This window comes from Burkholderia sp. SCN-KJ, from assembly GCF_024656005.1.
In the GTDB taxonomy this organism is placed as follows: domain Bacteria; phylum Pseudomonadota; class Gammaproteobacteria; order Burkholderiales; family Burkholderiaceae; genus Burkholderia.
The window spans coordinates 18,711-42,897 of the sequence record NZ_JANKOG010000021.1 but is presented as its reverse complement, the minus strand read 5'-3'; the positions used below and the strand labels follow the sequence as shown (position 1 = coordinate 42,897).

19 protein-coding genes and 2 riboswitches are annotated in these 24,187 nt (G+C 68.6%); of the genes, 7 read left to right on the top strand and 12 right to left on the bottom strand.

The features are described from left to right. Nucleotide 1: 1 nt before the first annotated feature. The 12 genes from NQV17_RS28410 to NQV17_RS28355 form a co-directional block, all read right to left on the bottom strand. A complete protein-coding gene (locus NQV17_RS28410) occupies nt 2-793 on the bottom strand; it encodes an ABC transporter ATP-binding protein (protein WP_044845493.1) in 792 nt (263 codons plus the stop codon). Between the two features lie 28 nt (nt 794-821). Continuing rightward, nucleotides 822-1,568, bottom strand: coding sequence for an ABC transporter permease (locus NQV17_RS28405; RefSeq protein WP_124523418.1), 747 nt, complete (start codon nt 1,566-1,568; stop codon nt 822-824). 12 nt (nt 1,569-1,580) lie between these two features. Then, nucleotides 1,581-2,303 carry an ABC transporter permease gene (locus NQV17_RS28400; RefSeq protein ID WP_044845491.1) on the bottom strand — a complete coding sequence of 241 codons (723 nt, stop codon included), beginning with the start codon at nt 2,301-2,303 and terminating at the stop codon, nt 1,581-1,583. A 94-nt stretch (nt 2,304-2,397) separates the two neighbouring features. Then, on the bottom strand, nt 2,398-3,258 hold the full coding sequence (locus NQV17_RS28395) for a transporter substrate-binding domain-containing protein (RefSeq protein ID WP_257774882.1): 861 nt from the start codon (nt 3,256-3,258) through the stop codon (nt 2,398-2,400). A 509-nt stretch (nt 3,259-3,767) separates the two neighbouring features. Next, complete coding sequence (locus NQV17_RS28390) at nt 3,768-4,286, bottom strand: inclusion body family protein (protein WP_257774820.1); 519 nt, start codon at nt 4,284-4,286, stop codon at nt 3,768-3,770. A 64-nt stretch (nt 4,287-4,350) separates the two neighbouring features. After that, complete coding sequence (locus tag NQV17_RS28385; protein WP_257774819.1) at nt 4,351-4,854, bottom strand: inclusion body family protein; 504 nt, start codon at nt 4,852-4,854, stop codon at nt 4,351-4,353. A gap of 687 nt (nt 4,855-5,541) precedes the next feature. Next, nucleotides 5,542-6,453 (bottom strand): ABC transporter ATP-binding protein, encoded by a 912-nt coding sequence (locus tag NQV17_RS28380; RefSeq protein WP_257774818.1) that lies wholly within the window; start codon nt 6,451-6,453, stop codon nt 5,542-5,544. Between the two features lie 45 nt (nt 6,454-6,498). Continuing rightward, nucleotides 6,499-7,473: an ABC transporter permease gene (locus NQV17_RS28375; protein ID WP_044848741.1), complete on the bottom strand. Its 975-nt coding sequence runs from the start codon at nt 7,471-7,473 to the stop codon at nt 6,499-6,501. Between the two features lie 65 nt (nt 7,474-7,538). Next, nucleotides 7,539-9,560, bottom strand: coding sequence for an allophanate hydrolase (atzF, locus tag NQV17_RS28370; RefSeq protein WP_257774817.1), 2,022 nt, complete (start codon nt 9,558-9,560; stop codon nt 7,539-7,541). Further along, on the bottom strand, nt 9,557-13,147 hold the full coding sequence (uca, locus tag NQV17_RS28365; RefSeq protein ID WP_257774816.1) for an urea carboxylase: 3,591 nt from the start codon (nt 13,145-13,147) through the stop codon (nt 9,557-9,559). Before uca ends, atzF begins: the two co-directional genes overlap by 4 nt. 37 nt (nt 13,148-13,184) lie before the next feature. Then, entirely contained in the window at nt 13,185-13,841 is a 657-nt protein-coding gene (locus NQV17_RS28360; protein WP_044848699.1) for an urea amidolyase associated protein UAAP2, read from the bottom strand. Nucleotides 13,842-13,852: 11 nt separating this feature from the next. Next, complete coding sequence (locus tag NQV17_RS28355; protein WP_257774815.1) at nt 13,853-14,608, bottom strand: urea amidolyase associated protein UAAP1; 756 nt, start codon at nt 14,606-14,608, stop codon at nt 13,853-13,855. Between the two features lie 57 nt (nt 14,609-14,665). Then, nucleotides 14,666-14,799: riboswitch (guanidine-I (ykkC/yxkD leader) on the bottom strand. Between the two features lie 457 nt (nt 14,800-15,256). Next, nucleotides 15,257-15,378, top strand: a riboswitch (guanidine-I (ykkC/yxkD leader). Between the two features lie 138 nt (nt 15,379-15,516). On the opposite strand from NQV17_RS28355, the gene NQV17_RS28350 reads away from it, so the two are divergent. From NQV17_RS28350 to NQV17_RS28320, 7 genes are all read left to right on the top strand, one after another. Further along, on the top strand, nt 15,517-16,539 hold the full coding sequence (locus NQV17_RS28350) for an ABC transporter substrate-binding protein (protein WP_257774814.1): 1,023 nt from the start codon (nt 15,517-15,519) through the stop codon (nt 16,537-16,539). 337 nt (nt 16,540-16,876) lie between these two features. Beyond that, on the top strand, nt 16,877-18,571 hold the full coding sequence (locus NQV17_RS28345) for a 5-guanidino-2-oxopentanoate decarboxylase (RefSeq protein WP_257774813.1): 1,695 nt from the start codon (nt 16,877-16,879) through the stop codon (nt 18,569-18,571). Beyond that, nucleotides 18,568-20,040 (top strand): aldehyde dehydrogenase family protein, encoded by a 1,473-nt coding sequence (locus NQV17_RS28340; RefSeq protein ID WP_257774812.1) that lies wholly within the window; start codon nt 18,568-18,570, stop codon nt 20,038-20,040. The genes NQV17_RS28345 and NQV17_RS28340 overlap by 4 nt, the downstream gene beginning before the upstream one ends. Before the next feature lie 149 nt (nt 20,041-20,189). Beyond that, nucleotides 20,190-21,287: a PotD/PotF family extracellular solute-binding protein gene (locus NQV17_RS28335; RefSeq protein ID WP_257774811.1), complete on the top strand. Its 1,098-nt coding sequence runs from the start codon at nt 20,190-20,192 to the stop codon at nt 21,285-21,287. Between the two features lie 4 nt (nt 21,288-21,291). Next, a complete protein-coding gene (locus NQV17_RS28330) occupies nt 21,292-22,218 on the top strand; it encodes an ABC transporter permease (protein ID WP_044848705.1) in 927 nt (308 codons plus the stop codon). Then, the gene (locus tag NQV17_RS28325) at nt 22,215-23,057 is read left to right on the top strand and encodes an ABC transporter permease (protein WP_257774810.1); all 843 of its coding nucleotides are present in this window, start codon (nt 22,215-22,217) and stop codon (nt 23,055-23,057) included. Before NQV17_RS28330 ends, NQV17_RS28325 begins: the two co-directional genes overlap by 4 nt. A gap of 40 nt (nt 23,058-23,097) precedes the next feature. Next, nucleotides 23,098-24,171, top strand: coding sequence for an ABC transporter ATP-binding protein (locus NQV17_RS28320; RefSeq protein ID WP_257774809.1), 1,074 nt, complete (start codon nt 23,098-23,100; stop codon nt 24,169-24,171). Nucleotides 24,172-24,187 lie beyond the last annotated feature (16 nt).

Sequence of the window (24,187 nt, the reverse complement as noted above, 5' to 3'; positions counted from 1 at the left end):
CTCAGTTGGTGGTGCGGTCGTGGTGGCTCGACACGAATTGCCGGAAGCGCTCGGAGCACTGGCCGCCGAACAGGTCGTCGGGCGTGCCGTCCGAGTCGACTTCGCCCTGATGCAGGAACAGCACACGATTCGACACGTGCCGCGCGAAGCCCATTTCATGCGTGACGACCAGCATCGTGCGCCCCTCTTCCGCCAGCGAGCGCATCACGCGCAGCACTTCGCCGACCAGCTCCGGATCGAGCGCCGACGTCGGTTCGTCGAACAGCATCACCTTCGGATGCATCGCGAGCGCGCGGGCGATCGCGACGCGCTGCTGCTGGCCGCCCGACAGGTGCGCCGGATAGTAGCCGCGCTTGTCGGCGAGACCGACGCGCGCCAGCAGCGCCTCGGCCTCCTCGACCGCTTCGGCGCGGCTGCGCTTTTGTACGCGCAGCGGCCCCTCGACGAGGTTGTCGAGCACCGTCATGTGGGACCACAGGTTGAAGTTCTGAAAGACCATGCCGAGCTGGGAGCGGATCCGGTCGACCTGGCGCCGGTCGCTCGGATGCAGCTTGCCGTCGCGCGCGCGCTTCATCGCGAGCGTTTCCCCGGCGAGCGCGACGGAGCCGTCGTCGGGTGTCTCGAGCAGGTTCAGGCAGCGCAGGAACGTGCTCTTGCCCGAGCCGCTCGCGCCGAGGATCGAGATGACGTCGCCCTCATGCGCGTCGAGCGAAATGCCCTTCAGCACATGATGGTCGCCGAACGACTTGTGGATGTTCTTGACCGACAGCGCAACGGGAGCAGCGGTGTTCATCGGATTCTCCTGGAAAGGACGGGGACGCTCAGGGTGCGACGCGTTGAGGATTGCGCGTCGCCGCGGCGGGCGCACCGGTGGGCTTCGGCGCACGCAGGTGCCCGGAAAGCCGCCATTCGAGCGCGCCGAGCAGGCGCACGACGATGAAGTTCAGGCCCAGATAGATCACGGCGGCGCAGACGAACACCTCGGTCGTCCGATAGGTCTGCTGGATGATCTGCTGCGCGACGCCCGTCACTTCCCATACCGTGACGAGGCTCGCCAGCGCGGTCGACTTGACGAGCAGCACCGCTTCGGTCGAATACGCGGGCAGGCACTGGCGCAACGCGATCGGGCCGATCACGCGCCGCAGCAGCGCGAAGCCCGACAGGCCGATCGAATAGCCGGCCTCGATCTGCCCGACCGGCACGGCCATCAGCCCGCCGCGCAGGATCTCGGCCGTGTAGCCCGCCGTGCACAGCGCGAGCGACAGCACCGCGCAGACGTATGGCTCGCGCAGCAGCGGCCACATGAAGCTCTCGCGGATCACGCCGAACTGGCCGAGCCCGTAATACACGAGGAACATCTGGATCAGCAGCGGCGAGCCGCGAAACACGAGGATGTAGGCCCGCGCGAAGCGGTTCGGCAGCCAGCGCGGCGACACGCGCATCGTGACGATCACGAGCGACAGCAGGCCGCCGAGCACGAGCGATGCGAAGAACAGGCCGAGCGTGGTCGGTACGGCCGCGAGCAGCTGGCGCAGCGTATCGAAGAGAAAAGCGAAATCGAAGGACATGCACGTTCTCCGTCAGTTGCGCGCGAAATTGCGGCGGAACGACCGGCCGACAATCGCTTCCGCGCGGTTGAACACGCGGTTCGACACGCCCGTCATCAGCAGATACAACGCACCGCCCGCGACGAAGAACACGAAGTACTGGTGGGTCGAGTTGGCGGCGATCTGGCTCGTGCGCAACAGCTCGGCGAGCCCGGTGACCGAGATCAGTGCCGAGTCCTTGAGGCTCAGCTGCCACACGTTGCCGATCCCGGGCAGCGCGAAGCGCAGCACCTGCGGAACCAGGATGCGCCGCAGCACCATGCTGCGCGGCATGCCGATCGCGCGCGCCGCTTCGAGCTCGCCCTTCGACACCGCGAGCACCGCCGCGCGATACACCTCCGCCTGGTAGGCGCCCGAGATCATGCCGACCGCGAGCGCACCGATCACGAACGGCGGCACGCCGATGAAGCCTTCCGCGCCGAACCACTGGCCGACGGCCGTGACGAGCGTCGAGCCGCCGAAGTAGAACAGATAGATGACGAGCAGTTCGGGCACGCCGCGAAATACCGTCGTGTACAGGTCGCCGAGCAGGCGGGCGCTGCGATAGCGCGACAGCTTCGCCGCCGCGATCGCCGCGCCGATCACCGCGCCGACCGCGAGCGCGGCGAGCGTCAGCGCGACCGTCATCAGTGCGGCGAGCAGCAGCACACCGCCCCAGCCTTCGGTTCCGAAGCCGAGCATTTCGAGAATCGCCATGCGTGCCTCCCGGCAAGCGTTGAGTGAATCGGCAGGATGCGTGCCGCCGCGCGTCGTTCGAGTCGTTCGAGTCGCTCGCGCGGCGGCGGCGTGCTTACGGCGTGACGTCGGTCTTGAACCACTTGTCGGCCAGCTTCTTCACCGTGCCGTCCGCGAGTGCCGCGCCGATCGCCGTATCGAACTTCGTCTTCAGGTCGGCATCCTGCTTGCGGAACGCGAGCCCTTCGCCCGGCCCCCAGATCGGCCCGCCGAGCTTCGGCCCCGCGAGCACGATCGACGCGGTGTCCTTCTTCGTGTTGTTCGCCGCGTAGTACGTGACGTCGTCGAACGACGCATCGATGCGCCCGGCGACGAGGTCGAGGTCGCGTTCGGGCGAGGTCTTGTACACGCGAATCGACGCGATGTCCTTGAAGCTGTCGTTGATGAATTTCGTATAGACGGTGCCCGACTGGATGCCGATCGTCTTGCCCTTCAGCTGCTTGCGCAGCGCGTCGACGGTGGGCTTGTCCGCGTTCGCGTCACCCGTCAGCTTGACCATCGGCGCGCCGGGCGCGGCCTTCGGCAGGATCTTGGTATCGGTGACGGCGAACGTCGCGGGCGTCGCCGCATACGGACGCGAGAACAGCAGGATCTTTTCGCGCTCCGGCGTGATGGAAATCGCATCCATCAGGATATCGAACTTGCCGGCCTGCAGGCCGGGAATCATCCCGTCCCAGTCCTGCGCGACCATGTTGCACTGCACCTTGATCCGCTCGCACACGTTGGCGAGCAGCTCCGGTTCGAAACCGCCCAGCTTGCCGCCCGGCAGCGTGAGGTTCCACGGTGCGTAGCCACCTTCGAGCGCGACCGTCACCGTCTTCCATTCCTTCGCCTGCGCCGGTGCGCCGAGCGTTGCCGCCGCAGCCGCGATGACACCGATCGTCCTGATTGCCCACTTGATCCGCTTGCCGTTCACGAGATTTCTCCTTGCGTTGAGGTTCGTCATCCCTTCGGTGCTGCAGCAAGCCGCCTCAGGAATTTGTCTATACAAGCATGCAAGAAGAAAAACAGCGCGACAAGCAGCGATCAAAAAAAACCGGGTAAACGCGGGAAATCCCCTAATTTCGGGGCTCTGACGTGCCTCGTCGTGGGGAATTCAGGCACGCGTTTGGTGCATCTCGTACGATCCAATCGCAAGGATGACTAGACAAATTCCGGATTGGATCAGCGGGCGGCAAATGCGGGGAACCGGCCCGCGACGGACGCGGCGCGCTCGGGTGGTCACGCCTCGCAACGACGCTGGCTCGAACGGGAACGAAACTGATTCGGGCGGGCCGGCTGCCGATGAAACACGAGCGGCCCGTGAGTCAAACGGTTCGGCATCCTGCCTGAAATCGGCATTCGCGCAGAAGATCGCCCGAAGCCGGTATCGGACGCCAGGCTGGCGCAGCCGTCGCGGTCCGGCGACGGCTTGCAACCGGGCTGCTACGAATCCGCGCGGCCGCCGGCGATCTCGATCGACGTCTCCCAGCGGAAGTAGCCGGACACCGCACCGCCACGATCGAGCACGGCGAAATCGGCCGTGCACGTGGTGGCGCCCACAGCCAGCACGTCGCTGCGCCAGTAATGGTCCGGCATCGGCCGGCACTGCGGATGGAGCAGGTCGTCGTCGGACGGCACCGGCGTCGCGGCGTCGCGTACCTGCGCTTCGATCGGCGCGACGATGCCGGCGTCCCGCAAGGCGAACCGGATGAACAGGACGCTCACTTCGGCACGCAGCGCCAGCGCCGTTTCGCGCAGGCGGAGCTGGTCGCCCGGCGACAGGCCGGCAAAGAGCCGGCTGTCGTTGCGGCCGAGCGGCCCGGTGTCGCCGGGACTCACCACGTAGATGTGCCGGCCGTCGATCACGGTCGGCGCATCGGCGTTCCGGCTCGCATCGGGATAGGCCGACAGCAGCGTGACGGCATCGACGATCGCAAGCACATCGCAACGAAGACCAGGCATGGCGCTTCCTCCGGAACGGGACAATGACGCAGGCGACCGTCGCGCGGCCGCCCGCCTGCCGAGATCAGTTGTGGATCGAGATGAACGGGTCCCACTGATAGCAACCCAGCGACTGGCAGTTGCGATCGATGATCTGGAAGTAGAAGTGGTAGGTGACGCGGCCTTCCGACAGCGTTTCCGACGACCAGTAGTAGTTGTCCACCTTCTGGCAGGTCGGCGTCGACGGCGAGCTCGGGTTCGGAATCGGGATCGATGCGGTGGCCTTGCGCGGCGTCGGCGTCGAAATCAGGTCGCGGCCCTGGTTGGCGATGAAGCCGTAGAAGACCACCTGCTTCTCGAAGCCCAGCGACAGGCTCGTTTCGCGCCATCGGATCAGGTCGCCGACCTGGGCTCGCAGGTCTAGTTCGCCGCCTGCCTGCCCGGACACGACGTTGTCCTGGTTCGTGACCATGTACACGTGCTTCCAGTCGATCAGCGTCGGGTTTTTCGGATCCCGGCTGGGATTCGGATATTTCTGGAGAATGGTTTCGGTATCGATCGAGACGAGCACATCGGTAACGCGTGACATAGAAGCTCCCGTTCAGGTAGATGGGTTGCCGGTGCGTGGACCGTTCCATGCGACCTTCGATCACCGATCGGGTGATCGATTCGCACGAAACCTTGAAAACATCAATTTGTCCCGCGACTCGAATTTACATCGAGCGGTTAATCCAATGAACCTGTAAATGCTGACAGTTCTCGATTATTTTTTATAAGGACGTCAATTTGTGAAAACAATATTCCGGATTGAATCGATATTTCACATGATTTTCAATACTGCAAAATCGGCGCATCCGGGGCGAAGCCTTCGCCGGACACGGGGGAGCGCGGTTCAAATGCGGCAAGCACGCGTCAGGCGGGGCGCAGACCCAACAAGGAGTATTTCAGCGTTTCAATAATATTTTTATTAACGCCGCCATTTTCCGGGACGAACGCGCGACCTTGATGCGCATATATGTGAATTGAATCTCGCATTTCACGCAAAACAGAAACAAAAAGACTCGCGCGAATCGAATCCAACCTCGCCATTACCGAACCACACGTGTAACGGGATTATTTCATCTCGCATTCCACCGCGAGAGATCAAGAAAAAATCCGCAGCAAAACGACTGACGACAAATGTTCGCACTCGTGCGTGGCCGGGATCCCGTCATGCAGTCGCACTGATCACGCCCGGTACGAGATCCCGGGCGCGCACGCGCACCCGGCCTCCCCGCTACTCGACATTGTCCGCGACGTCCGTCATCCGGATCATGTGCGGCTTGACGCCTTCGTCGTCCGCGGCCACCGCTTCCTTCGGATGGATCAGCGCTTCGAGCCGCGCCTTCGTTGCAATGAACTCGGGCGTATTGACCTGCGCATAATCGCGCGGCCGCGGCACCGGCACCTCGATCAGTTCCTGCACGCCGCCCGGGTTCGCCTTCAGCACCAGAATCCGGTCCGCCAGGAAGATCGCCTCGTCGAGGTCGTGCGTGATGAACAGGATCGTCACGTCGATATTGCGCCAGATGTCGAGCAGGTGGGTCTGCATCCGCGCACGCGTCTGCGCGTCGAGCGCGCCGAACGGCTCGTCCATCAGCAGGATCCGCGGTCGGTTCGCGAGCGCGCGGGCAATCGCCACGCGCTGCTTCATCCCGCCCGACAACTGGTGCGGATACACGTCGGCGAAACGCGTCAGCCCGACGAGATCGAGCCACTGCAGCGCCTCGCGCTCGGCCTCGCCGCTGCTGCTGCCGTTCATGCGCAGGCCGAACATCACGTTCTTCTTCACGGTGAGCCACGGAAACAGCGTATAGCCCTGGAACACCATCCCGCGGTCGGCGCCCGGCCCCTGCACGGGCTTGCCGTCCAGCAGCACCTCGCCGCTCGTCTGCGCGTCGAGCCCGGCCAGGATGCGGATCAACGTCGACTTGCCGCAGCCGGACGGGCCGATCACGCACACGAACTCGCGCCGGTGCGTGCGGAAGCTGATGTCGTCGAGCGCGACGCACTCGCCCTGCGGCGTCGCGAAACGCTTGCCGACATGGCGCACGTCGAGAATCACGTCGCGGGTTTTCAGCCGCGCGAAGCGCTCGCGCACCGCGTCGGATTGAATCAGGTAATCGGGAACGGCTTGCGGATTCTGCATGATGCCCTCTGCGAAAATCGGTCGATGGATGCGCGTCGACGGGTGTCACGCCTTCAGCGTGCGATCCCACGGAAACAGCTTGCGGCCGAGCAGCCCGAGCACGATGTCGGTGCCGAGGCCGATGATCCCGATCATCAGGATCGCCGCGTATACGTTGTCGAAATGCTGGTAGCGGGCCTGCTGGCTGATGTACCACGTGATGCCCGAACTCGTGCCGACGAGTTCGGCGACGATCAGGTAGGTCCACGCCCAGCCGAGCAGGATCCGCTGGTCGCGATACAGGTCCGGCAGCACGCCTGGAATCACGACGTGCGTGAGCAGCTTCAGCTTCTTCGTGCCGAGCGTCATCGCCGCCTCGAACAACCCGTATTCGAGCTTGCGCGTCGTGTTCGCGATGATCAGCACCTGCTGGAACAACGTGCCGATCACGATGATCGCGATCTTCGGCGCGTCGTAGATGCCGAGAATCGCGACCATCAGCGCGCCGAACGCCGGCGCCGGCAGGTAGCGGAAGAACTCGAGGAACGGCTCCTGCAGCCGCGCGAGCGCACTGAAGGTGCCGCAGACGATGCCGAGCGGCACGCCGATCGCGGACGAGATCACGAAGCCCCAGAAGATGATCCGGATGCTGTGCCACAGGCTCTCGTGCAGCCACACGCCGTCGCGCGATGCGGGCGGCGTCGTGAATGCCGTGTAGAACGCGCGCAGCACCTGGTGCGGCGCGGGCAGGTAGACCGGGTTCGCGCGCACGCCTTCGGGCACGGCCGCGTGCGTCGCACGCGCATGCGCGAGCTCGTCGTCGAACACGTCGCGGTCGATCTGCATGCCGGCCTGGAAATAGTCGACGCTCCCGGGATTGGTGATGCGCATCTGCGGATGCCAGACGAACGGCACATAGCTGATCAGGCACCAGACGGCGCACGGCAGCAGGAACGACGCGAGGCCGAGCGTCCATTTGCCGCGCGTCGTCAGTTCGCGGCGCACGGCCAGCCAGCCGGTCGTGTTGCGGGTCATTGACATGGGAATCTCCGTATCGTTGCGGGTGCCGGTCGCGCGACGCCGTGGGGCCACGCGCGACCGGGCGTTCATTGCAATGCGCCGCCGGCGGTCTGGGCGCGGTAGGCCCGCCAGCCGCCGAAGCGCGTGATGTCCTGCGCATCGTCGAGCGCCGCGCTTTCGCACAGGAAACCCTGCACCCGCGAGCCGTCCGCGAGCGTCAGCGTGCCGATGCCGAGCGGCGCCGCGATCCCGGCGACGAAGCTGCCGTACGCGTCGACCGGCATCTCCCAGATCTCGACCGCGATCGGCGCGCCACCGTCCGGCACGCGCACGAGGCCCGGCTTGGCGACGCCGCCGCTGGCCGCCGCGGACAGCGCGTAGAGGCGATAGGCGGCGGCCGTCGTCGTCGCGGCGACGAAACGCGCGCCCCGATCCGTGAGCTGCCCGTTCAGCGGCTCGCCACGCAGATGCGCGCCGACGACGGCCACGCGCACGACACCGGACGACGCGTTGGAAGACGCGTTGGACGACACGTTGAACGACGCGTTGGACGACTCGTTGGACAGCACGCCGGACGACACATCGGACGACGCGCCAGACGATGCGCCAAACGACACACCGGACGATGCGCCGGGCGCAGGCGCCGCCGGCACTGACGCCCCGGCATCGCCGACAACCGCATCGCCGACGCCCGCATCGCCGCCCGCGACGGCGCCGCCGCCCCACGCCTGCGCGAGATCCAGCAGCCGCGCATCGTCGTGCGCGCGGCAGACGAACGTGATCCCGAACGGCAAGCCCGCATGCCGTCCGCTTTCGCACGTGCCGGCCGGTACCGCGATCGCCGACAGGTCGAGCAGGTTGACGAAATTCGTGTAGTAGCCGAAGCGCGAGTTGACGCCGATCGGGTCGGCTTCGAGCGCGTCGACGGTCGCGGTCGTCGCCGAGGTCGGCATCACGATCGCATCGAGCCCGCCCCATGCGCGATCGGCCTCGACGCGCAGCGTCGCGAGCCGGTCGAATGCCGCGAACGCATCGGCCGCGCTGAAACGCGACGCACCGCCGACGATCTCGCGGATCACCGGATGCAGCGCATCGGGTTCCCGCGCGGCGAATGCGCCGATCGCGGCGAGCCGCTCGGCCACCCACGGGCCTTCGTACAGCAGCCGCGCGGCGGCCAGGAACGGGGCGAAGTCGATCTCGACGACCCGCGCGCCGGTCGCGCGCAGGCGTTCGAGCGCCACGCCCCACGCCGCGCGATACGATTCGTCGCCGAAGAACTCGAGCTGATCGGCACGCGGCACGCCGAAGCGCAACTGCGCGAGCGGCCGCCCCGGATGCGCGCGCAGTCCGCTAGCGCCCGGCAGCGGCTGCCACGCGCGCCCGTACGGATCGCCTTCGGTCACGCCATGCGCGACGTCGAACACGGCCCGCGCATCGGCCGGCGAGTGCGCGAACACCGACACGCAATCGAGCGAGCGGCAGGCCGGCACGACACCGAGCGTACTCACCACGCCGCGGGTCGGCTTGAGCCCGACGAGGCCGTGGAACGCGGCCGGCACGCGCCCGGAGCCGGCCGTATCGGTGCCGAGCGAGAAGGTCGCGACGCCGAGCGCGACCGCCACCGCCGACCCGGAACTCGACCCGCCCGACGCATAGCGCGGATCGAGCGCATTGCGGCACGCGCCGTAAGGCGAGCGCTGCCCCGAGAGCCCGGTCGCGAACTGGTCGAGATTGGTCTTGCCGACGGGAATCGCGCCGGCCGCGATCAGCCGCTCGACGACGGGCGCGCTGCGTGCGGGCGTGTACGCATAAGCCGGACAGGCCGCCGTCGTCGGGATGCCCGCGAGGTCGATGTTGTCCTTGATCGCGAACGGCACGCCGTACAGCGGCAGCGTCGCGATGTCGCGCCCGGCGAGCGCGTCGGCATACCGCGCCATCTCCGCGCGCGACAGCGGCCGGATCCACGCGTGATGCGGGTCGCCCGCGTCCAAATGCGCGGCGATCGCGTCGACGAGCGCATGCGGCGTCAGGTCGCCCGCTTCATAGCGCGCGCGCAGCGCGGCAATCGAGCGCAGCCCGGGCAGGAGGGAGCGTTCCGTCGTGTTCATGCGACCTCCTCGGCAGCGCCCGCCTTCATCACCATCAGCCGCTGGCCGGCCACCACCGCCGCGCCCGGCGCGCAATCGATCGTCTCGATCGTGCCGTCTTCCGTTGCCGTCACCGCCACCTCCATCTTCATCGACTCGACGATCGCGACGACCTGTCCTTCGGTCACGCGCTCGCCGGCTTCGACCAGCACCTTCCACACGCTGCCCGACACGTCCGCGGCAATCGCCCGCTGCGTGTCGTCGAGCACGCCCGCCGCGCGCGCCGCCTGCCCGTCGCCCGGCTCCGCTTCGCCGACGTATTCCGCCTGCCCGGCCGCCCGCCATCGCTCGCGCTCGGCTTCGAACGCGGTTTGCTGCGCGGCCTTGAACGTCGCGATCGAATCGGCCTCGTCGCGCAGGAAGCGGTTGTATGCGCCCAGATCGAACACGGATTCCTCGATCCTCAGCGCTGCACGGCCCGCGATGAAATCCGCGCGCAGTGCGGTCAGCTCGGCTTCGCTGACTTCGTAGAAGCGGATCTCGTCGAAGAAGCGCAGCAGCCACGGCTTGCCGGCCTCGAATTCGCGCGTGGTGCGGTGGCGGTTCCACATCTGCACGGTCCGGCCGACGAACTGGTAGCCGCCGGGCCCTTCCATCCCGTACACGCACAGATACGCGCCGCCGATGCCGACCGCGTTCTCCGGCGTCCAGGTGCGCGCGGGGTTGTACTTCGTGGTCACCAGCCGGTGCCGCGGATCGATCGGCGTCGCGACCGGCGCGCCGAGATAGACGTCGCCGAGCCCCATCACCAGGTAGCGCGCGTCGAACACGATGCGCTTGACGTCGTCGATGCTCGCCAGCCCGTTGATGCGCCGGATGAACTCGATATTGCTCGGGCACCACGGCGCATCGGGCCGCACCGACTGCATGTAGCGCTCGATCGCGACGCGCGTCGACGGGTCGTCCCACGACAGCGGCAGATGCACGATGCGGTTCGGCACGCGCATGTCGGCCACGTCGGGCAGTTCGCGCTCGGCTGCCTGCAGATGCGCGAGCAGCGTGGCGAGCGGCAGCGTCCGCGCGTCGAACTGCACCTGCAGCGAACGAATCCCCGGCGTCAGGTCGAGCATGCCGGGCAGCCGGTGCGCGTCGAGCCAGCACATCAGCGCATGCACGCGAAAGCGCAGGTTCAGGTCGAGCACGAGCGGCCCGTATTCGACCAGCACGTTGCGATCGCCGGAGCGCCGGTACACCACGCCGATGCCGCCGCCGGCCGCAGGATCGCGATGCAGCACGCAATCGTCCGGCGCGCCGGCGCAAGCCGCCGGCACGACCGCGGCAGCGGCAGGCGCGGGCGACACGCGGGCGCGCACGAACTGCACGGTGTCGCCCGGCCGCAACTGCCCGAGCTTCCACAACTCGTCGCGCACGACCGTCACCGGGCACACGAAGCCGCCCAGGCTCGGACCGTCGGGGCCCAGGATCACCGGCATGTCGCCGGTGAAATCGACCGCACCGATCGCATACGCGTTGTCGTGGATGTTCGACGGATGCAGGCCCGCCTCGCCGCCGTCCACCCGCGCCCATTGCGGCTTCGGGCCGATCAGCCGCACGCCGGTGCGGCTGGAGTTGTAATGGACCGTCCACTGCGTGCCGTAGAGCATCGCGATGTCGTCGGGCGTGAAGAAGTCCGGCGTGCCGTGCGGACCGTCGAGCACGCCGAGCGTCCATGCGTGCGTCAGCGCGGGAACCTCGGTCGCGGCCAGCGTCGCGCCCGCGTCGCCGCGCCCCGCGTCCGCGTGCAGATGCAGCACGTCGCCCTTGCGCAGCGCGCGCCCCGCGTGACCGCCGAACTGGCCGAGCGTGAAGGTCGCCTTGCTGCCGAGATAGTCGGGCACCTGCAGCCCGCCCTTCACGGCCAGGCATGCGCGCACGCCCGCGCCGGTCACGCCGCCGAGCTTGAGCACCGCGCCGGGCCGCGCGCGCAGCACCTGCCAGAACGGCGCGGGCTCGCCGTCGAGCGTGGCCGCGAGCGGCGCGCCGCCGAGCACGAACAGCGTCGCCGTGTTGAAGCGCAGCGTCGCGCCGACCATCGTGAATTCCAGCCCGGCCGCATCGCGCGCGTTGCCGAGCAGCGCGTTCGCGAGGTCGAACGCGCGATCGTCCATCGGCCCGGACGGCGGCACGCCGACGCTCCAGTAGCCGACCCGCCCGGGGGCCTGCTGCACGGTGGTCTGCACGCCGCCGTCGAGCACGTCGATCGTGTGCGGCGCGAACGCGAAGCGCGACAGGAATGCCGTCGTCGGCGCGCCGCGCGCGAACGTGTCCGAGCCGGCGATCGCGCGCAGGTAGTCGAGGTTGGTCTCGATCCCGTACAGCTCGGTACGCGCGAGCGCGGCCTGCAATGCGGCCAGCGCGTCGCGCCGCGTATCGCCGCGCACGATCAGCTTCGCGAGCAGCGGATCGTAATGCGCGCTGATCTCGGTGCCCGCTTCGATCCAGCCGTCGACGCGCACGTCGTCCGGAAACGCGACGTGCGTGAGCAGGCCGGCGCTCGGCAGGAACTGCTTGTGCGGATCCTCCGCATACAGCCGCACCTGGATGCTCGCGCCGCGCGGCGCGACCGCGAGCGTGTCGAGCGGCGGCAGGTCGCCTTCGGCCTGCAGGATCATCCATTCCACGAGATCGACGCCCGTCACCGCTTCGGTCACGCAATGCTCGACCTGCAGGCGCGTATTCACCTCGAGGAAATAGAACTGGCGCGCGTTCGCGTCGAACACGAATTCGACGGTGCCGGCCGATGCGTAGCCGACCGCGCGGGCGAGCCGCACCGCGCTCGCGTGCAGCGCGTCGCGCTCGGCATCGGTCAGGTCCGGCGCGGGCGTTTCCTCGATCACCTTCTGGTTGCGGCGCTGCACCGAGCAATCGCGTTCGCCGAGCGCGATTGCGCCACCCCGGCCGTCGCCGAAGATCTGCACTTCGATGTGCCGCGCGTGTTCGACGAACTTCTCGAGATAGACGCCCGCATGCGCGAAGTTCGCGTTGCCGAGCCGCACGACGGATTCGAACGCTGCCTCGAGCTGCGCGGCATCGCGGCAGAGCGACATGCCGATCCCGCCGCCGCCGGCGGTGCTTTTCAGCATCACCGGATAGCCGATCGCGCCGGCTTCGGCGAGCGCCGTCGCCACGTCGTCGAGCAGGCCCGTGCCCGGCAGCAGCGCGACGCCCTGTGCGGCGGCGAGCGCGCGCGCGGTGTGCTTGAGGCCGAACGCGCGCATGTGATCGCCGTGCGGGCCGATGGAGCGCAGGGCCGCCGCTTCGCATGCATCGGCGAAGCCCGCATGCTCGGACAGGAAGCCGTAGCCGGGATGCACGGCCTGCGCGCCGGTCTCGCGCGCGGCGGCGAGGATCGCCGCGACGTTCAGGTAGCTGTCGGCGGCCGGCGCCGGCCCGACCCGCACGGCTTCGTCGGCGAGCGCCACGTGACGCGCGTCGCGATCGGCGTCCGAATAGATCGCGACCGACGCGATGCCGAGCCGCTTCAGCGTGCGGATCACGCGGCATGCGATTTCGCCGCGGTTCGCGACGAGGACTTTGGCGAATCTCATGCGGCCTCCCGCGAACGATGGCGAGCGTGGGCGAGGTTCATTCGGCCTCCCAGATCGTGAGGCGCACGGGCGTCGGGTTGTAGCCGTTGCACGGGTTGTTGAGCTGCGGGCAGTTCGAGATCAGCACCGTGACGTCCATCTCCGCGCGCATCTCGACGTACTTGCCGGGCGCGGAAATGCCGTCCTCGAACGTGAGCCCGCCGAGCGGCGTGACGGGCACGTTCATGAAGAAGTTGACGTTGCCGACGAGGTCGCGCTTGCCGAGCCGCGCACCCGCGCCGCACGTGCAGTGCGCGATCGCGTTGAGGAAGCTGTCGCGGCAGTTGTGCATGTAGCGCTTGTCGAGCGCATAGCGCACGGTGTTGCTCTCGGCCGCGCACGCGCCGCCGAGCGTGTCGTGGCGCCCGCACGTGTCGGCGACGATCGTCACCATCGGATTGCCCCGGCTGGACAGCAGCACGCTGCCCGCGCTCAGGTACAGGTTGCGCTGCGCGCGAATCGTGTCCTGCGCGCTGTAGCGCTCCTCGGTGTCGTCGGTGCGGTAGAACAAGGTGTCGACCGCCTGGTTGCCTTCCAGGTCGAGGATACGGAAGACCTGGCCGCGTTTCAGGTCGTGCAGCCACGGTTCGCCCGCGTTCAGCGTGGTGTCGTGGATCGCGTCGCGCGGGTCGAGACGGCTTTCGATGATCGGCATGGTCCGGCTCCTTACGCGAACAGGCGGTCGGTGTTGGTGAAGCCGCGCATGTTCTCGGCACACGCGCGCCGGCACGGGTCGTCCTCGGGCGCGGCGCCGTCCGCCGGATACGCGCGGTACGCGATCAGCTTCACGGGCTTCGGCGCATAGTCCGGCCGCGGATCGAGCGGATGCGGCGCGGTCGAGAACGCCGCGAGCGTGTTCATCTCGAAGCGCAGGTCGAGCGCGCTGCCGGCCGGCGAATGTCCGGCGACGAAATCGAGCGTGCCGTCGTCGCGCGTGTCGAGCCGGCTGAAGAAGTTGACGTTCGCGGCGAGATCGCGCGCCGACAGTCCGTATTTCGCGAGTTCGAGCACGAGGCTGTCGCGGCCGTTGCGGATCATCGCGTTGCGATCGGCCTGGTACGAGCTCGTGCCGTACTTGTGCGCGAACAAGCGCGCATCGCCGACGCCGCCGAGCGGGTCGTGCCAGCCGAGCGTGTCGGCCGTGATCGACGCGATCACGCGCCCCATGTCCGTGTACAGCGCATGGCCGCGCGTGAGATGCGCGGTGTGCTGCGCCTTCAGCGTATCGGCCATGTTGTAGCGTTCGAGCGGGTCTTCCTGGCGATGAAACACGGCGGACAGGTTCGCGCCGCCGTCGACGTCGACGAGGCGCAGCGCGAGGCCGCGGCGCAGGATGCCGGACCAGTGGGTTCCCGCGGGAATCAGCGTTTCCCACACGACGTGCGGCGGCGGGGCAAGGAGGGCTTGGGGGCTCGGCGACATGGCGGCTCCGTGGAGGGTTGGACAAAAGGCGTGAGAGGGCGACCGAACGACATCGCGACCTCCCGGGCTTTTATCCCTCCGTGGAGCCTCGCCGTTTCCTCGAAGCGAGGCGAAGGCAAGACCGGATTGCTCTCGGACCAGTCATCGCGCGGCGCGAACGCCGCACGACCGGAACCCTAGCGATCCTGAAGATGATGCAAATTGCTTCGCACCTCTCGAGCGTCAATCTAGCGAGTTGCGTGCCAGCCGCCGCGCAATGACCACACGACGACCGCGCAACGACCGCACGACGCGGCACGACGGCGCGACGACCCGCGGCATGCACGAATCGGTGGCGGCGGCGGCTTGCCCTCGCAGCGGGCGTGCGGCGCACCATGCGCATGCGATCGCGCACCGGCGCAGTGCGGATGGTGCGCACCTGCGCCGCGCGTTCGGCAATGGCATGGGCATTGCTGAACGGATGCATCGTCACTCGATATCTCACGCGTCATGAACAAGCTCGACCTGCTCCGGCGCGCATTGAGCGCGCTGTTCTCCGCCCGCTTCATCGAACTTCAGCGCGCCGCGCGGCGCCGTTGAATCGCGTGGCCGCGTGCCATTGGCACGCTTCTCGCTCGGCATGACGCCGAGAGGTGCGGCAGCGTCGCATCTTAGGGGTGCTAGGGTTCCGGTTCATCGAACGTCTGGTCCGAGAGCAGCCCGGCGCGGGTGCGTCCGATCGCGAGACCGGACGCACCCGTGCTACACGGCGGGACAAAAGCCCGGGAGATTGGCGATGGCAACGGCCGTCGCGCCTCTCCGTGGCCGCTTCGTTCGTTCCGCATCCGCAGGAACCGGCCACGCGGCCGGACCGCGCACAGGCACGGTCCGAATCGACGATCCCGATCCCGGTCTCCTGGAGAACAACGATGACCCGTCCCGCCCTGGCGTTCCGCCGCCTGCCGTCCCTCCGTTTCGTCCGTCATGCATTGGGGGCCGCCGTCACGGCCGCCGCGCTGTTGACGGCGCCCGCCGTGCACGCGGCCGCGCCGCTGAAGATCGGCTACAGCGACTGGCCCGGCTGGGTCGCGTTCCAGGTCGCGCTCGACAAGGGCTGGTTCAAGGAAGCCGGCGTCGACGTCGACTTCGAATGGTTCGATTATTCGGCGTCGCTCGACGCGTTTTCCGCGGGCAAGCTCGACGCGGTCGCGGCGACCAACGGCGATGCGCTCGTCACCGGCGCGGCCGGCGCGAAGAACGTGATGATCCTGCTGACCGACTATTCGGCCGGCAACGACATGATCGTCGCGAAGCCGCCGCTGCGCACCGTCGAAGGCCTGAAGGGCAAGAAGGTCGGCGTCGAGCTCGGCCTGGTCGATCACCTGCTGCTCGAAACCGCGCTGCAGAAGCACGGGCTCAAGGACGGCGACGTCACACTCGTGAATGCGAAAACCAACGAACTGCCGCAGGTGCTCGGCTCGTCGTCCGACATCGCCGCGGTGGCCGCCTGGCAGCCGAACGCGGGCGAGGCGCTGAAGCGCGCACCGGGCGCACGGGCGATCTTCACGTCGGCGGATGCGCCGGGGCTGATCTACGATGCGATCACGGTCGCGCCGGCGAGCCTCGCCGCGCGCCGGGCCGACTGGGCGAAGGTGGTCAAGGTCTGGTACCGCTGCGTCGCGTACATCAACGACCCGAAGACGCAGGCCGACGCGGTCAGGATCATGTCCGCGCGTGTCGGGCTCGCGCCGGAACAATACCTTCCGCTGCTGAAGGGCACGCACCTGCTCGACGAGGCTGCCGCGAAGCGTGCGTTCCGCAAGGGCGACGGGCTCGACTCGATCTATGGCTCGACGCGCAACGCGAATGCGTTCAACGTGCGTAACGCCGTGTACAAACAGTCGCAGGACGTCGACGCGTATATCGATCCGCGCTTTAGCGAGCCGCACTGACCGTCGCGGGCTCGCTTGCAGGCCGGGCCGGGCCGGGCATGCCGGTGACGGGTCCGGCCCGGCAACCACGGACATCCGGTCACGCGCGTGACCGATGGAGATCGAAGCAGCAGTACGCGGGGAATCGTGCGCGGGCCGAACGGTTCCCGCGCATGCCGACCGCTCGCCGCGGCAAGCGTCCGGCCGTCGGCGAGCCTCGACGCCGCCATGCACGGCGCTCATGCGCTGCATGAAAACTTATCGATTGTTGGCAGCGCCGATCGACCCCGACAATCCGCTTCATGCCCGTTGCTTGCGGTACGGGCCACTCCCCCTCCCAATCGGCACGTCACGATCCATGAACCATCCCGCCCCTGTCTCCTGCATTGCCGAGGCCTGCGCGGCCACGGCCGCCCCGTTCCATTCACGCCCCCGCACCTGCGGCGAAGCGCTCGTCGACCTCCTCGAACGCCAGGGTGTCGAATGCGTGTTCGGCATTCCCGGCGTGCATACCGTCGAGCTCTATCGCGGCCTCGCCGCATCGTCGATCCGTCACGTGACGCCGCGCCACGAACAGGGGGCCGGATTCATGGCCGACGGCTATGCCCGCGTCACCGGCCGGCCGGGCGTCTGCTTCATCATCACCGGGCCGGGGATGACCAATATCGCGACCGCGATGGCACAGGCCTACGCGGACTCGATTCCGATGCTGGTGATCTCGAGCGTCAACGCGCGGCGCGAACTCGGCAGCGGCGACGGCCGCCTGCACGAGCTGCCGTCGCAGCGCGACGTGTTCGCCGGGCTCACCGCGTTCTCGCACACGCTGCTCGACGCGGCCGACTTGCCGCAGGTCCTCGCGCGCGCCTTCGCGGTGTTCGAAAGCGCGCGTCCGCGGCCCGTGCATATCGAGATCCCGCTCGACGTGATCGTGATGCCGGCGCCCGCGCTGCCCGCCGCGCCGCTCGCGCTGCCCGCGCGCCCCGCGCCGGATGCGAACGCCCTTGCGGCAGCCGCCGACCTGCTCGCGCAGGCCCGGCGGCCGCTGATCCTGGCCGGCGGCGGCGCGATCCACGCCGCGACGGAACTGCGCGAACTCGCCGAACGCCTGCACGCGCCCGTCGCGCTGACGATCAACGCGAAGGGCCTGCTACCGGCCGGCCACCCGTTGCTGATCGGCTCCACCCAGTCGCTGCCGGCCACGCGCGCGGCGATCCGCGAGGCCGACGTGGTGCTCGCGGTCGGCACCGAACTCGGCGAAACCGATTACGACGTCACGTTCGACGGCGGCTTCGCGATCGACGGCCGGGTGATCCGCATCGACATCGACGCGCAACAGCTGATGCGCAATGCGCGCGCGGAAATCGCCATCGCCGGCGATGCGCGGCTGGCGCTCGGCGCGCTGTCGACCCGCCTGCACGAACGGCCGGCGCCGGCACCCGAGCCCGGCTGGGGCGCGCCGCGGGTGGCCGCCGTGCGCGCCGCGATCGCGGCCGGCCACGACGGCGCCGCGCGTGCCCAGGCACGGCTGATCGACACCATCGTCGCCGCGCTGCCCGGCGCGATCATCGCCGGCGATTCGACGAGCCCCGTCTACGTCGGCAATTTCACGCACGATGCGCCGGCACCGCGCAGCTGGTTCAATTCGTCGACCGGCTACGGCACGCTCGGCTACGGGCTGCCCGCCGCGATCGGCGCAAAGCTCGCCGCGCCTGCGCGGCCCGTCGTGTGCCTGATCGGCGACGGCGGCCTGCAGTTCACGCTGCCGGAGCTCGCGAGCGCGGTCGAGGCTCGCGTGCCGGTGATCGTGATCGTCTGGAACAACCGCGGCTACGGCGAGATCCGCAAATACATGGTCGAGCGCGACATCACGCCGGTCGGCGTCGATCCGTATACGCCCGATTTCCAGACGCTCGCACGCGGCTTCGGCTGCGCGGCGCAGGCGGCCGCGACGCCCGACGCGCTGGCCGACGCGCTGCGCGATGCGACGGCACGCCCGATGCCGACCGTGATCGAAATCGACGAGGCAACCTGGTTCGGTCAGGTGCGGCCATGAGCACGACGCCCGATCTCGCGTTCGATCCGCCGCTGCACACGCGCCATTTCATCGACGGTACGTGGCGCACGAGCTTCGGCGGCGCGACGCTACCCGTCGTCGACCCGTCGACGGAAATGATCATCGCCGACGTAAGCGCAGGCGGCGAGGCAGACGTCGAGCGTGCCGTGCAAGCAGCATCGCGCGCGTTTCCCGGCTGGAAACGCACGACCGGCGCCACGCGCGCGGCGCTGCTGCGTGCCATCGCGCGCGGCGTCGACGCACGGCGCACGCGGCTCGCGACACTGCAGTCGCTCAACAACGGCAAGCCGTTCGCCGAAGCCGAGATCGACGTCGCCGACGTGATCGCCACCTTCGACTACTACGCGGGCCTCGCGGATGCCCTCGACACCGACGGCGAAACCGAGATCGCGCTGCCCGGCGGCGACCATCGCGCGTGGATCCGGCGCGAACCGGCCGGCGTCGCCGCGCTGATCGTGCCGTGGAATTTCCCGATGGTCACGACCGCATGGAAGCTCGCGCCCGCGCTCGCCGCCGGCTGCACCGTCGTGCTGAAGCCGTCCGAGATCACGCCGCTGCCCGAGCTCGAACTCGCCGCGATCGTCGCCGACGCGGGCCTGCCGCCCGGCGTGCTGAACGTCGTGACGGGCACCGGCCACGAGGTCGGTGCCCGGCTGTGCGCGCATCCGCTCGTCGCGAAGGTGTCGTTTACCGGCAGCACGGCGGTCGGCGCGCAGGTCATGAAGACGGCCGCGGACACGATCAAGGGCGTCGGTCTCGAACTCGGCGGCAAATCGTCGATCGTCGTGTTCGACGACGCCGACCTCGATCACGCGGTCGAACTGATCGCGGGCGGCGGCCTGTTCAACGCCGGGCAGATGTGTTCGGCGACCTCGCGCGTGCTCGTGGCCGCCCCGCTCGCCGATGACCTGATCGCGCGCCTCGCGCGACGGATCGAGACGACCGTCGTCGGCCCGCCGTTCGCACCCGGCGTGCAGATGGGCCCGCTGACGAACCGCGCGCAATACGAACGCGTGCAGCGCCACATCGCGCAGGGCCGCGCCGACGGCGCGCGGCTCGTGACGGGCGGCGACGCGCTCGCCGGCCCCGGCTACTTCATCCGGCCCGCGCTGTTCGCCGACGTGCCGGCCGGCTGCGCGCTATGGCGCGACGAGATTTTCGGGCCGGTGCTGTGCGTGCGCGCGTTCGACGCCGAGGACGACGCGATCGCGGCCGCCAACGATACCGAATACGGGCTCGTCGCAACCGTCGTCACCCGCGACGCCGCGCGCGGCAGGCGGGTCGCCAATGCGCTCGAGGCGGGCGTCGTGTGGATCAACACGCCGCAACTGATCTATCCGCAAACCTCATGGGGCGGCTACAAGCGCAGCAGCGTCGGGCGCGAGCTTGGCCCGTTCGGGCTGGCTGCCTTCCAGGAGATCAAGCAGGTCATGACGGCGGCCCGCTGAGGCCGGCGACCCATGCGTTTATGTCATGGCGCGCATGCGGATATTTCGTTTGTTGCGGAAATTTGACCTCCCTACAGTTCATCCAACCCCCGCGCCGCCATCCGGCGACCGGCATCGAACCACACGGCATCGTTCATCAGGAGACGGCCATGCAACACTTCAAGGCGGGCAGAAGGCAGGTGATCAAAACCCTCGGCACGGCACTCGCCGCATCCGCCATTCCGATGCCGTTCATCAGGACTGCGAAGGCTCAGTCGAGCAGCTTCGCGGGCAAGACGCTGCGCCTGCTCACCTGGTCCGACGATACCGGCGCGGCCGCGCTGCGCAACATCGCGGAAACCTTCAGCAAGCAGACGGGCGCGCGCGTGATCGCCGATCGCGCGGACGGCACGTCGGGGATGGTCGCGAAGGTCAAGGCCGCGGGCGAGCGGCCGACCTACGACGTCATCACGCTCGCGGGCGTCGGCGCGGCCGGCCTCGCCGACGCCGGCCTGCTCGCGAAGCCCGACCTGAACCGGCTGCCGAACCTGAAGGACGTCGCGCCGCAATACTGCACGGGCGCGAACGGCTTCGGCATCGGCTACCTGCTGTGGTCGGACGGGCTGATCTACAACACGGCGACCGTGAAGAGCGCGCCGTCGAGCTACGAGGCACTGTGGGATCCGAAATATGCGGGGCGGCTGTTCCTGCCGCCGCCGGAGTGGGCCGAAGCGGTCGACCTCGCGATCATCGCCGCGAAGCTGGCCGGCGGCTCGCAGCAGAACATCGATCCCGGGTTCCGGAAGCTCGCGCTGCTCAAGGATCGCGTGATGACCCTCGGCGAGAACCCGAACCAGGTCGCCGACCTGTTCCGCACCGGCTCGCTCGACATCGGCGGCATCTATTCGCCGGCGTTCTTCCCGGACCAGATCCGCAAGCCCGACTACAAGATGGGCGTGACGTACGGCATGAAGGAAGGCTTCGCGACGCAACTGATGTTCACGGTGATCCCGAAGGCGCATCCGGGCGACCTCGACCTGATCCACGCGTTCATCAACCATTCGCTCGACGCGGGCGTGCAGGGCCGGATGGCGGCCGACGTGCTCAACGGGCCCGTGAACGGGAAGGCCGTGATTCCCGCGGAAAGCCGCGCGTTCGTGCCGTCGCCGCAGCAGATCGCGGAGAAGGCCGTGCTGCACGACGACAAGGCGCTCGCCGTCGTCCAGCCGGCATGGATCAAGCGCTACACGGGCCTCTTCGCGGCGTAACGACATGGCCTCCCTGTCCTCCCCCCGCGACGCGGCGCCGGCCGCCGGCACACCGGCCGGCGCCGGCTCGGACGCCGGGCCCGCGCTGGCCGGCGTGCCGCCGTGGCTGCTGCTCGCGCCGATCCTCGCGTTCCTCGCGGTGCTCGCCGCCGCGACGCTCACCGTGTTGCGCATGAGCGTCGGCGTATCCGGCGACGAATGGCGGACCTTCACGCTGCAGAACTACGCCGATCTCGCGGACCCGTACTTCACGAAATCGCTGTGGCTCACGCTGCGCCTCGCGTTCCAGAGCATGGTGTGCGCGGTGCTGCTCGCGATCCCGGTCGCGCTCGCGATGGCGCGCACCGAATCGCGGCTCGCGCGCCGGCTGATGCTCGCCGGCGTGTTGCTGCCGCTGCTCGTGAACCTGCTGCTGCAAGGTTATGGCTGGCTCGTGATGCTCGGCCCGGCGGGATTGCTCAATCGCGCGCTGCTGGCCTCGGGCGTCGTCGATCGGCCGCTGCAACTGCTGTACCGCGAGCACGGCGTGCTGCTCGGGCTGATCCAGACCGCGTTCCCGCTCGCCGTGCTGCCGCTGTCGAGCGCGCTGCGCGCGGTGTCCCGCGCCTACGACGAAGCCGCCGCGACGCTCGGCGCGAGCCGCTGGCAGACGCTGCGGCACGTGACGCTGCCGCTCGCGATGCCCGGCCTCGTCGCCGGCGCGCTGCTCGTGTTCGCGTACAACGCCAGCGCATTCGCGGTGCCGCTGCTGCTCGGCGGCCGACGCGTGCCGATGCTCGCGGTGCTCGTGCACGACCAGGTCGCGCCGCTGCTCAACTGGCCCGCCGCGTCGGCATCGGGCGTCGTGCTGATGGCCGCGACGCTCGTCGTGATGGCGGTGTCCCAGCGCCTCGTGCGCACCCTGCAACGTGCCGGCGAGGTGAGCCGATGAATACCCTGCTCTTGCGCGCGCCCCTGCCCGGCCGCCTCGGCCGCGCGACGGCTGCGCTCGCGACGCTCGTGCTGTTGCTCGCCGCGCTGCCGATCCTGACGATGATCACGATGTCGTTCGGCGCGTCGGGCACGCTCGAATTCCCGCCGCGCGAGTTCAGGCTGCATTGGTATCGCGCCGCCTGGCAGACGTTCGTGTCGTCCGATGCGGGCAGCGCGCAGTCGATGGGCGCCGCGTTGACGACCAGCCTCGTCGTCGCGGTCGCGACGATGCTGATCGCGACCGCCGTGTCGGTGCCCGCGGCCTACGCGCTGTCGCGCTGCCGCTTCCGCGGCAAGGCGCTCGTCGAGCAGCTCGTCGCGTTGCCGATCGTCTATCCGCTCGTGATGCTCGGCCTCGCGCTGCTGATCGTGTTCAACGCGCTGCCGGTCGAGCTCGGCATCGTGCGGCTCGTGGTCGCGCACGTGATCCTGACGCTGCCGTTCACCGTGAAGAACTGCGCGGCCTCGGTTGCGTCGATCGGCCCCGACTTCGAGGAAGCCGCGTGCGTGATGGGCGCGAGCCCGTGGCGCGCGCTCGTCGACGTCGTGCTGCCGCTGATGCGGCCCGGGATTCTCGCCGGGATGCTGTTCGCGTTCATCGTGTCGTTCAACGAATTCACGGTGACGTTCTTCCTGTACAGCATCGACACGATGACCCTGCCGGTCTGGCTCTACAGCCGCACCGTGTCGTCGCTCGACCCGACCGTGTTCTGCTTCGCCGTGTTCACGGTCGCGATCGACTTCGCGCTGATCTGGATGCTCGAAAAACTCGTCGGCGACAAGGGCGTCGCGCTCTGATGCGCGCACGGCCTCGCCCTCGCCCGTGCAAGGAACCTTCATGACCCAGCTCATCCTCCAGAACGTGACCAAGCGCTTTCATCAGGCGTGTGCGGTCGATCACGTCGACCTGTCGGTGCCGGACGGCAAGCTCGTCTGCTTTCTCGGCCCGTCCGGCTGCGGCAAGACCACGCTGATGCGGATCATCGCCGGCCTCGACACGCCGACCTCCGGCACGGTGACGTTCGCCGGCCGCGACCTCACGCACGTACCCGCCAACCGGCGCGCCTTCGGCATGGTGTTCCAGTCGCTCGCGCTGTTTCCGCACATGACGGTCGCGCAGAACATCGCGTACCCGCTGCGGCTGCGCAAGACGGCGCGGGCCGCGCAGGCGCGGCGCGTCGCCGAGCTGCTGGAGCTGATCCAGTTGCCGCACATGGCCGACCGGCTCGTCACGCAGCTGTCGGGCGGGCAGCGCCAGCGCGTCGCGATCGCGCGCGCGATCGCGTCGTCGCCGCGCCTGCTGCTGCTCGACGAGCCGCTGTCGGCGCTCGACGCGAAACTGCGCGAGGCGATGCAGGTCGAGATCCGGCTGCTCCAGCAACGGCTCGGCATCACGACGATCATGGTCACGCACGACCAGCGCGAAGCGATGACGATGGCCGACGAGATCGTCGTGATGGAGAAAGGCCGGATCCAGCAGGTCGGCCGGCCGCTCGACATCTATCGCGACCCGGTCAACGAATTCGTCGCCGACTTCATCGGCCTCGGCAACATCCTGCCGGTCGCGCGCGACGGCGACGACGCGATCGTCCTGCCGGGCGGGCAGCGCCTCTCGATCGGGCGCGTGCCGGACACGCCACGCGCACCCGACGCCGTGCGCCTGCTGATTCGCCCCGAGGACGTATGCGTGCGACCGGGCGCGACGGCGTCGGGCACGCCGAACACGCTCGCCGGCACGATCACGTTCGTGCGCGACGTCGGCGCATCGATCGAAGCAACGATCGATTGCCTCGGCTTCACGCTGACGGCCGCGACGACGCCGCGCGAGACGCCCGACCTGCACGTCGGCATGCCGGTTGCCGCCGAACTGCCGGCACACGCATGCAAGCTGATCGCCGCACGCGGCGCCTGATTTTCCTTTCGTTCCC